The organism is Alkalibacillus haloalkaliphilus C5 (assembly GCF_000269905.1).
Classification (GTDB): Bacteria; Bacillota; Bacilli; order Bacillales; family Alkalibacillaceae; genus Alkalibacillus; species Alkalibacillus haloalkaliphilus_A.
The window spans coordinates 20,128-28,729 of record NZ_AKIF01000015.1 but is presented as its reverse complement, the minus strand read 5'-3'; the positions used below and the strand labels follow the sequence as shown (position 1 = coordinate 28,729).

10 protein-coding genes and 1 pseudogene are annotated in these 8,602 nt (G+C 35.2%); 1 reads left to right on the top strand and 10 read right to left on the bottom strand.

What is annotated here, in order from left to right; translation table 11 throughout:
* The 9 genes and pseudogenes from rplI to A194_RS0103030 all read right to left on the bottom strand — a co-directional run.
* Window positions 1–245, bottom strand: a 245-nt coding sequence (rplI, locus tag A194_RS0103070; RefSeq protein ID WP_017185422.1) for a 50S ribosomal protein L9, incomplete at its 3' end; no start/stop codon positions are given.
* Window positions 242–2,214: pseudogene (locus tag A194_RS17050) on the bottom strand (DHH family phosphoesterase). The pseudogene A194_RS17050 and the gene rplI, both read right to left, overlap by 4 nt.
* A gap of 38 nt (window positions 2,215–2,252) precedes the next feature.
* A complete protein-coding gene (locus A194_RS0103060; RefSeq protein WP_017185421.1) occupies window positions 2,253–3,194 on the bottom strand; it encodes a YybS family protein in 942 nt (313 codons plus the stop codon).
* Between the two features lie 191 nt (window positions 3,195–3,385).
* The gene (gene rpsR, locus A194_RS0103055) at window positions 3,386–3,613 is read right to left on the bottom strand and encodes a 30S ribosomal protein S18 (RefSeq protein WP_017185420.1); all 228 of its coding nucleotides are present in this window, start codon (window positions 3,611–3,613) and stop codon (window positions 3,386–3,388) included.
* 26 nt (window positions 3,614–3,639) lie between these two features.
* Entirely contained in the window at window positions 3,640–4,131 is a 492-nt protein-coding gene (gene ssb / locus A194_RS0103050; RefSeq protein WP_017185419.1) for a single-stranded DNA-binding protein, read from the bottom strand.
* Between the two features lie 15 nt (window positions 4,132–4,146).
* The gene (gene rpsF, locus A194_RS0103045) at window positions 4,147–4,431 is read right to left on the bottom strand and encodes a 30S ribosomal protein S6 (RefSeq protein WP_017185418.1); all 285 of its coding nucleotides are present in this window, start codon (window positions 4,429–4,431) and stop codon (window positions 4,147–4,149) included.
* 129 nt (window positions 4,432–4,560) lie between these two features.
* Entirely contained in the window at window positions 4,561–5,661 is a 1,101-nt protein-coding gene (ychF, locus tag A194_RS0103040) for a redox-regulated ATPase YchF (protein WP_017185417.1), read from the bottom strand.
* Window positions 5,662–5,856: 195 nt separating this feature from the next.
* Window positions 5,857–6,054: a DUF951 domain-containing protein gene (locus tag A194_RS0103035; protein ID WP_017185416.1), complete on the bottom strand. Its 198-nt coding sequence runs from the start codon at window positions 6,052–6,054 to the stop codon at window positions 5,857–5,859.
* Between the two features lie 42 nt (window positions 6,055–6,096).
* Window positions 6,097–7,119: a YkvI family membrane protein gene (locus tag A194_RS0103030; RefSeq protein ID WP_017185415.1), complete on the bottom strand. Its 1,023-nt coding sequence runs from the start codon at window positions 7,117–7,119 to the stop codon at window positions 6,097–6,099.
* 83 nt (window positions 7,120–7,202) lie between these two features.
* Between A194_RS0103030 and yyaC the strand changes: the two genes are divergently transcribed.
* Window positions 7,203–7,778: a spore protease YyaC gene (gene yyaC, locus A194_RS0103025; RefSeq protein WP_017185414.1), complete on the top strand. Its 576-nt coding sequence runs from the start codon at window positions 7,203–7,205 to the stop codon at window positions 7,776–7,778.
* Between the two features lie 24 nt (window positions 7,779–7,802).
* Here the strand turns inward: yyaC and A194_RS0103020 are convergent, their stop codons facing one another.
* Window positions 7,803–8,519 (bottom strand): DUF554 domain-containing protein, encoded by a 717-nt coding sequence (locus tag A194_RS0103020; protein ID WP_029424956.1) that lies wholly within the window; start codon window positions 8,517–8,519, stop codon window positions 7,803–7,805.
* Between the last annotated feature and the right edge of the window lie 83 nt (window positions 8,520–8,602).

The following is an 8,602-nucleotide window of genomic DNA, read 5'->3' as shown; positions in this document are numbered from 1 at the left end:
TTTGCTGTTAGCTCTACTGTTAGACTTTCGATTGTTTCTTTAAGCTGTTTTGCTTCATCTAATTCTTGTTGTTCTTTTTCTTGCTGTTTCTTCTGCTGTCCTTCTAATTGCTTTAAATTACCTTTACTCGCTTCGACGGCTAAGTTGTGCTTGAATAAATAGTTACGAGCGTAACCTTCATTTACATCTTTCACTTCGCCTTTTTTACCTTTACCTTTAACGTCACTAGTAAAAATTACTTTCATGATGGTTCTCCCCCTTGTAAATATTCGTCAATAATTTCGCGTAACTGCTCTTCTACTTGTTCAATCGTTGTATCTTCAAGCTGAGTAGCAGCATTCGTTAAATGACCGCCACCGTTCATCTTTTCCATGATGACTTGCACATTAATGTCACCTAATGACCTCGCACTTACACCAACTCGTTCGTCTTTTCGTTCAGATATAACAAATGATGCTTGAACGCCATCCATTGTTAATAATGTGTCAGCGGCTTGCGCAATAATAATTGGACCATAATTTTCGCCTGAGTTTCCTTTAGCAATTGCAACACCTTCTTTATAAACTGTTGCGTTTTTAATTAATTCACTTCTTTTAATATAAACATCTAAATCTTCTTTTAGTAACTTTTGAACAAAGACTGTATCGGCACCTTTAGAGCGTAAATAAGAAGCCGCATCAAACGTTCTTGAACCAGTTCTTAACGTAAATGATTTCGTATCAACAATAATCCCTGCTAATAAGGCAGATGATTCAAGCGTCGATAATTTAACACGACCATCTTGATATTGTAGAAGCTCTGTAACAAGTTCAGCAGTCGAAGAGGCATATGGCTCCATATAGACTAATGTTGGATCTTCAATGAACTCCTCAGCTCTTCTATGGTGGTCAATTACGACAACATGTTCTGTTCGGCTTAATAATTTTTCTTCCATCACCATTGACGGTTTGTGTGTATCAACAACTACTACTAACGTGTTCTTCGATACAATATCTAACGATTGTTCAGGTGTAATAAACCAATCCGCTAATGACTCATCTTCATCAATTTCATCCATTAACTTTTGAACACCTGTGTTAACACCATCTGGGTCGAAAACAATAAAACCATCTTTATTGTTTTGTTGAACCATTTTAAGAATTCCTACAGACGAGCCAATTGAATCCATATCAGGCATTTGGTGCCCCATAATGATGACTTTTTCACTTTCATTAACTAACTCGCGTAATGCATGAGAAATTACTCTAGCACGGACACGCGTCCTTTTCTCCATTGGATTTGTCTTACCACCGAAGAATTTCACTTTTCCATGTTCATTTTTAATGGCTACTTGGTCACCACCGCGACCTAACGCTAGATCGAGACTAGACTGTGCCATCTCACCTAGTTCAGGTAAACTTGAGGCACCACGGCCAATTCCGATACTTAAAGTAAGTGTACATTTTGATCTGAAATTAACTCTCTTACTTCATCTAATATTTCAAACTTAGTAGCTTCTAATTGTTCTAATATTTCTCGGTTCATAACAGCGATAAATCGTTCTTGTGAAGTACGCTTTAAATAAAAGCCATAGTCACTTGACCAATTATTTAAAATAGAAGTGACTTGTGAGTTCATATGACTTTTAGACGTATCATCCATTGCTTGTGTTAATTCTTCATAGTTATCTAAATATATAATAGAAAGAATTGTTTCTTCATTATGATACTTTGTTTCTAAATCTGAGTAAGTTGTACGGTCAAAAAAGTATAATAACTTCTCTTCGCGTTTAACAACAATTTGATAAACTTTCTCGTCAATATTAACCCAAAATTCTTCCTCGTCATCTTTAATTGCAGAGATGATATCTTCTGATAAGGTTGATAAATTGTCACCAATTAACGTTTCATCCTGCCCTTGAAAGTCATTCATATAAGGATTCGCCCATTCGATTTGGTACTCATCATTAAACAATATAATACCAAAAGGCATCTCTAACAGAGCCTCTTCTCCTACCTTTTTGACTCGATAAGATAGTGTAGAAATATATTGTTCTGTTTTTTTCCTTAATCGGTCCTCTGTTTTTAACCCTAAAAATATAATAAGACCAAGAACAATGGATAAGAACAATCCAATCATCCACTGATAATAAATTACAATTAACGTTAAAATGCCTGCTAAGATATATAGCAACCAAATATTTTTATTGACGATCAAGCTTTTAACATCATTCATTCTAACGTCATCTCCCTAAAAACAGACATGCTCTCCGATTATTTACTTCCGTTAAGACGTTCCCTTAAACGGAACCCTAAGTCAATTATACCTAAAATTCTTAATGGATAAATCAGAAGGAACGGAAATAAAACAAATAAAATAACTGTAAAGATCGGAATCGCTTTAGACCAACTCTTGTAATGTGTATAGAAAAAAACAAAAGATAACCCTTGTATGACTAATAATAGCCCAGGTAGTGCATACAAGTTCGCAGCAGCTAAATACATTGTTTCAGCTGGATCTGTATAAACCCAAGTTAAAATAATGCCTAATAAAAAGATCCAAATAATTGATGTAGGTAATTTAAAATCTTTAAAAGGTGGGAACTTTAATCTAGCACCACCAGACCGATTAATGAATTTATAACTTATCCACTGTGAAATAAAAGCTAAAGCTAAACCAATCAATACCATGCCTGTTGGTATTAAGTACGTCAGTTCACTTAAACTTTGCTGTAATGCTTCATACTCTTCTTGAGTAATAGGAGTCCCAACTTGCTCAGCAAAAGCAACAGTTGACTCAAGAGACTCTTCGATTAGAGCATTTAATTCATGTACCCAATTAATGTCAAACATAAATTGAGTAATAGCATAAACTACAGCCATCCCTATAGCAAAACTAAACGTTCCTTGTGCCCAAGTTTCATAAGCATCTTTTTTACTATAAATAGCAGCTCCAATTGCTAAGCCTCCTAAGCCCATAACAAACACAATTGGTAAAGAATAAATTGAAAGTAATAAAATACTGATCAAACTAACGATTAAAAACAATATTGCTACAGGTTTAAACCCAAACCTGCTACCAAACACAATGAGTGGGATTGGTAATAAAAAGATTGAAACAAGGCTAATAATTGGTACAAAGAACGTTGCGATCATAAGTAATATAAAAACAGCACCAGCTATTGCACCTTGTTTAACTATATTTCGGTCCTCCATTGCTTGCACCTCTACTTCATGTTCATTACTATTTTATCAATTTTATAAGTAATATGTAAAAATAAACTATTACCAAATCATCGTGTTTTATGTGAATCGAATCCATTGACCCATTAACTTATGTATCATTATACACTTAAATATAAAGAAAATGGTGTTGTAAATATCAGATTTACAACACCATTTTTATATTATTCGCCGCTCACATATGGCAATAGAGCCATTTGTCTAGCGCGCTTAATTGCAACTGTTAATTTACGTTGATACTTTGCAGACGTTCCAGTTACACGACGAGGTAAAATTTTACCACGCTCAGAAATGAAACGTTTTAGAAGATCAATGTCTTTATAGTCGATATGCGTAATGTTATTTGCTTTGAAATAACAAACCTTACGACGCTTACGTCCACGACGTGCCATAGGTCAAAACCTCCCTTTATAAACTATTAAAATGGTAAATCATCATCCGATAAGTCGACTGGTTCACCACTATCTTCGAATGGATTCTCACTTTTCGGCTTAGTATCCTGTTGTGGTTGGAATCCACTTTGGTTTGCATTTTGATTTGTTTGTTGTGATTGGTTTGATGTGCGGCCTGGTTGTCCACCTTGATTGGAGTTTCTTGACTCAAGAAATTGTACGCTATCAGCAACCACTTCTGTCATAAAGACACGCTTACCATCTTGACCTTCGAAGCTTCTTGTTTGAATGCGACCGTCAACGCCGATCATACTACCTTTACCCATATAATTGGCTAAGTTTTCAGCTGGTCGTCTCCAGATCACACAGTTAATAAAGTCTGCTTCGCGCTCACCTTGTTGGTTAGAAAAAGGTCTATTGACGGCAATTGTAAAATTGGCAACTGCTACTCCGTTGGGTGTATAACGTAGTTCAGGGTCTTTCGTTAACCTACCAACTAATACTACACGATTTAACACATCAAACACTCCTTATTAATCGTTACGAATAGCCATATGACGAATAATATCGTCAGTGAATTTCGCTTTGCGGTCAAATTCATTGATTGCGTTCGCATCGCCATCGAAGTTAACAACTACATAGTAACCATCACGATAGTCGTTAATTTCATAAGCTAAACGACGCATACCCATTTCATCTACATTTTCGATCTCCGCACCATGATCAGTTAAAACCTGGTTGAAGCGCTCAACAACTTCTTTGCGAGCTTCCTCCTCAACGTCTGGGCGGATGATGTACATGATTTCATATTTATTCATCCGTCTTCACCTCCTCTTGGACTTAGCGGCCCTTATTTAAGGGCAAGGAGTAATTTATATGTTAATTACTCACATCATAAGATTATAACAAAAAGATTAAATACTTACAACAATAATCTAAGACCCTTTTTATACGTTAAACCTAAAATGAATTACATCGCCGTCTTTTACAAGATATTCTTTACCTTCTAAGCGTACTTTACCTTGATCTTTTGCAGCTGATTCTGAACCTGCATTTACTAGATCATCATAAGATACAGTCTCTGCTCGAATAAAACCTCTTTCAAAGTCAGAGTGAATAACACCAGCCGCTTGTGGTGCAGTCATTCCTTTCTTAAACGTCCAGGCACGCACTTCCTTCTCACCTGCTGTGAAATATGTTGCTAAACCAAGCATGTCATATGAAGCCTTAATTAACTGATCTAACCCTGACTCCTCAATGCCTAATTCATCAAGAAATTCCTGCTTCTCCTCACCTTGAAGCTCCGCAACTTCTGATTCAACTTTTGCACAAACGACAATAACGCCTGCTCCTTCGTTTGCTGCAAACTCTTTTACTTGTTGTACTTTTTCATTGTTATCTACATCTAATAATTCATCTTCACCTACATTAGCTACATATAAGATTGGCTTACTCGTTAATAAATGTAGCGATTTTACATATTTCATTTGTTCCTTCGTGAATTCTAATGAACGAGCAGGTTTTTCTGCTTCTAATGCAACTTTTAACTTTTCTAACACTTCAAATTCATAAGTTGCATCTTTATCTTTTTGCTTTGCCATCTTTTCGACTTTTGGATAGCGCTTCATCACTGTCTCTAGGTCGGCTAAGATTAGTTCCAAGTTAATCGTTTCAATATCGTTAATTGGATCTACACGGCCCGAAACGTGTGTAATATCATCGTCAGAAAAACAACGGACAACGTGACAGATCGCATCTACTTGTCTAATATGTGATAAAAATTGGTTACCTAACCCTTCACCTTTACTAGCTCCTTCAACAATACCCGCAATATCCGTAAACTCAAAAGACGTCGGAACTGTTTTTTGAGGTTTTACTAGTTCTGTTAATTTATGCAATCGATGATCAGGTACCTCTACAATACCTACGTTCGGGTCAATCGTTGCGAAAGGGTAGTTAGCTGATAACGCCCCTGCTTGTGTAATTGCATTAAATAACGTCGATTTCCCCACGTTAGGTAAACCAACAATACCTGCTGTTAATGACATGTAACACTCCACTCCTTCAATTTCCGTTCCCAATAATAATTCAAGATTAGTCATACCAATTATAGTGATTAAATTAGAAAAAAACAAGTTCAAAGAAAATCAAAAAAACAAAGGCAAAAAAGGCCTTTGTTATCAATTATCTATCTTTATTTTATTCATTTTAAAAATACTACAAATTGTTTCACGTGAAACAATTTAATTTTCTTCATTTTTTATCACTTTTTTCACACTTTTATTAAACTTACGCCTCGGAACGAGAACACTATGCTGACATCCTTGGCACTTGATTCTTATGTCAGCACCCATACGAATAATTTGCCATTCATTTGAACCACATGGATGTTCTTTCTTCATTTGAACGTAATCATTTAATTCATAGTTTTGTTGCTCCACTTTTAGACCTCCTACTTCTATGTAGTTAGTAAATATAGTTTATCAAATTTTAAAAGCTTCTGCTCGTTTAATTATAGGATACAACAAAATCATTGCTAGTACATAGAGATTAATGACACCATATAGAGGATATAAATAACTGACTAATGTAGAGAATCCAACAAGAGTGAATGGTAATGCAATCCCTATAATAAGTAATCCTAATTTCCCTTTACTATATTTAATCATATCTTCAATTCTTGCAATTAAACCAAACAAGCTTGTAAGAGCAGTCGTATAAATAGCAAATATTAATAAACCAGCCATAATTAAAAACAGCTCTATCGGATATCCATAAAGTATCGCAAATAACGGGATTTCGTAAAAATATAACTGATCAGCAACGTGAATTAAACTAATATTATATAAATATGATACAACACCTAATATTAAACCACTCCCGATACTCGCTACGTAAATTTCTTTTTTACTCTTAATCTCTTTTCCGATAGCGCCTAATACGGCAACTAACGGCAAGACATTTAAAGATGTAAAAGGGATTGAGGCAACCCAATTGGACTGCTCTCCTATTTGATAAATAATAGGTACATGCTTTTGATAAACAAAAAATAATAATACCGAAAATAAGGTAATAATCATTACAGGTAATAAGATTCGATTAATCGATATTATACCATCCATACCTCTTGGAATAATGACTAACAACCCTAAAACCATTAACAAAACACCCGCATAAAACGGTAAGTTGAACATTGATACTGCTGCTCCACTTCCGGAAATCATAACAATCAATGTAGTAAATAAATACAATAAGATACACCAGTCATATATTTTAGCCGCCCTTTCACCTAAAAACAACTTTAATAAAGGCATGTAATGTTTCGTTTTTAACTCATAACTAATCGTTAATACGACATGGCAACTAACAATAAATAATATAGTAAAGATTAATATAGCTAAACTACTCTCTTGACCAAAAAACTCCCAAATCTCTCTTCCTGATGCGTATCCTGCTCCTACCATCGTAGCAATTATTAAACCGATCCAACGAAATCCTCTTATCATTACTTATCCTCCAATGAGTACGAAGTATAAAAAGATAGGCTTATCCATATACTATTAAAAAGTATGTTTAAGGAGATTAATCTATGTCTAAATTAATTGAGGAACAGACAAGTTCTTTTGATTGTGATGAGAAACTAGTAAGTTGGAAAATGGCTAACACTCTAGAGGAAATGCTACCATCACATGCTCATGAGATTATTTTGTTGTTCATAGGGACAGATCGTTCAACAGGTGATAGCTTCGGCCCATTGACTGGAACCATATTAAGTTCAAAACCAATACACCAATTGAAAGTTTACGGAACGTTAAAAGACCCCGTTCATGCTAGAAATTTAGATTCATATATAGAACATATTAATACAGAACATACTAACCCTTTTATTATTGCAATCGATGCAGCTTTAGGTAAAAGTAATCAAGTTAAAACACTTAAAATCAGTAATGGTGGACTAGAACCAGGCGCAGCCTTCAACAAGCAACTACCTACTATAGGTGACATAAACGTTAAAGGATTTGTTAACACAGGTGGCTTCTTACAGCTAGCAGTCCTTCAAAGTACAAGGTTATATGACATTATGGAGATGGCTGAAACGTTAGCTCAGTCGTTTACTTTACTAGATTTAAGGTTAAATAAAAACAAAAAAGGCAGGTCCATTTAACCTGCCTCAACACTCCACCTGTTATTAAAACCAATTGCCAACTTGGATATAAAAGTACAATACAATTCCAACAGTGATTAAACTTGGAAGTAAATTCGCTACTCTAATATGTGTAATCTTTAGCAAGTTAAGGCCAATTGCTACAATTAATAACCCACCTGTTGCTGTCATATCTTCAATAAATAATTCTAACAAATACTCTGGAACAAAACGGTCAATTTGGGTAGCGAATAAAGCAATGCTCCCTTGATATAAGACAACTGGTATCGCTGAGAAGATCACACCAATCCCTAAAGTGGTAGTCAACACTAGCGCAACAAAACCATCAATTAACGCCTTTGTAAACAATATTTCATGGTCTCCTCTTAAACCACTGTCTAATGCTCCTACAACAGCCATCGCTCCGATCACGAATATTAAAGAAGCTGTCACAAACCCTTCTGCTATATTAGACTCTTCTCTATTTCCTTTAAATTTAACTTCAATATATGAACCAAGACGGTTTAACTTTTCATCTAGGTCAAATAATTCACCTATAACTGCACCTGTTAATAAACTGAGCAAAATGACAACGACACGGTCTGATGCAAAACCCATCGAAAGACCAATCAGTATCACCGTCAGACCTATCCCGCTCATAACCGTTTCTTTAAATCGCTCTGGTATTCGATTAAAAAACAGGCCAAACAATGTACCTACTAATATTCCTACTCCATTAACTATCGGGCCTAATAGTTCGATCATAACCACCACACTTCTCTAAGAAATAACCGCCACACATAAAATGTTTCACGTGAAACATTTATGAAAAAAGTCTATCCTTT

Coding starts and splice junctions, on each gene's coding strand:
- ychF (WP_017185417.1), bottom strand. CDS start 5,661: ATGTCATTAACAGCAGGTATTGTTGGTTTACCTAACGTGGGGAAATCG.
- A194_RS0103060 (WP_017185421.1), bottom strand. CDS start 3,194: ATGGAGGACCGAAATATAGTTAAACAAGGTGCAATAGCTGGTGCTGTT.
- rpsR (WP_017185420.1), bottom strand. CDS start 3,613: ATGGCACGTCGTGGACGTAAGCGTCGTAAGGTTTGTTATTTCAAAGCA.
- A194_RS0103030 (WP_017185415.1), bottom strand. CDS start 7,119: ATGATAAGAGGATTTCGTTGGATCGGTTTAATAATTGCTACGATGGTA.
- yyaC (WP_017185414.1), top strand. CDS start 7,203: ATGTCTAAATTAATTGAGGAACAGACAAGTTCTTTTGATTGTGATGAG.
- rpsF (WP_017185418.1), bottom strand. CDS start 4,431: ATGAATAAATATGAAATCATGTACATCATCCGCCCAGACGTTGAGGAG.